Here is a 1,267-nt window from a genome sequence, read left to right on the forward strand (position 1 = left end):
CCTAGTGCTGTGACCGGAAAGGTTCGCCGGGTTGCTGGGCTGGCTTCGACGTGCCGGGCGCCGGTTGGATGTCTTCAATATCCAACCGGTGTTTGGGGGTTCGGTGGCAGAGCCGGTCAAGGTTCGAAGGTTGACCGAGGACGAGGGACGCAAACTCCAGCGCATCGTCCGACGTGGGACGACGAGTGCGGTGCGGTTCCGTCGGGCGATGATCGTGCTCGCGTCCGCGGGCGGGAACACCGTGCCGGTGATCGCCCGGCTGGTCCAGGCGGACGAGGACACCGTCCGTGACGTGGTCCACCGGTTCAACGAGATCGGCATGGCCAGCCTGGACCCTCGGTGGGCGGGAGGCCGTCCCCGCCTGCTCAGCCGTGACGACGAGGACTTCGTCGCAACGACGGCCGCCACCCGCCCGACCGCGCTCGGCCGGCCGTTCACCCGCTGGTCGATCCGCAAACTCGCCGCCTACCTGCGCAACGTGCACGGCCGTGTCATACGCATCGGCCGCGAGGCGTTACGCGCCCTGCTGGCCCGCCGCGGGATCACCTTCCAGCGCACGAAGACCTGGAAGGAGTCGAACGACCCGGACTTCGACGCCAAGCTGAACCGCATCGAGGACGTCGTGGACCGCTTCCCGGACCGGGTGTTCGCCTTCGACGAGTTCGGCCCGCTCGGGATCCGGCCGACTGCCGGGGCCGGCTGGGCACCCGTCGGACACCCGGACCGGCTGCCGGCGACCTACCGCCGAACCCACGGGGTCACCTACTTCCACGGCTGCTACTCGGTCGGCGACGACACCCTGTGGGGCGTCAACCACCGGCGCAAGGGCATCACGAACACCTGGGCCGCCCTGCGCTCGATCCGCAAGGCCCGCCCGGACGGCGCCCCGATCTACGTGATCCTGGACAACCTGTCCGCGCACTTGAACTGGCGCATCCGCCGGTGGGCCCGACGCCACCGCGTCGAGTTGTGCTTCACCCCGACCTACGCGTCCTGGGCGAACCCGATCGAGGCGCACTTCGGTCCGCTGCGGCAGTTCGCCATCGCGAACTCGAACCACCCGAACCACACCGTCCAGACCCGCGCGCTGCACACCTACCTGCGCTGGCGCAACACCCACACCCGCGACCCGGACCTCCTCGCCGCACAACGCCGCGAACGCGCCCGCGTCCGCAGCGAAAAGGGCGTCCGCTACGGCGGACGCCCCCTCACCCAAGCCGCCTAACCAACCGGCAACCCGGCGAACCTTTCCGGTCACAGCACTAGG

At 69.7% G+C, this 1,267-nt stretch carries 1 protein-coding gene; it reads left to right on the forward strand.

The window, feature by feature from the left end:
• Positions 1-103: 103 nt before the first annotated feature.
• A complete protein-coding gene (locus LZ495_RS43650) occupies positions 104-1,225 on the forward strand; it encodes an IS630 family transposase (protein WP_235058868.1) in 1,122 nt (373 codons plus the stop codon).
• The last annotated feature ends 42 nt before the right edge of the window (positions 1,226-1,267 follow it).

It is taken from the genome of Yinghuangia soli (assembly GCF_021502675.1).
Taxonomy (GTDB): Bacteria; Actinomycetota; Actinomycetes; order Streptomycetales; family Streptomycetaceae; genus Yinghuangia; species Yinghuangia soli.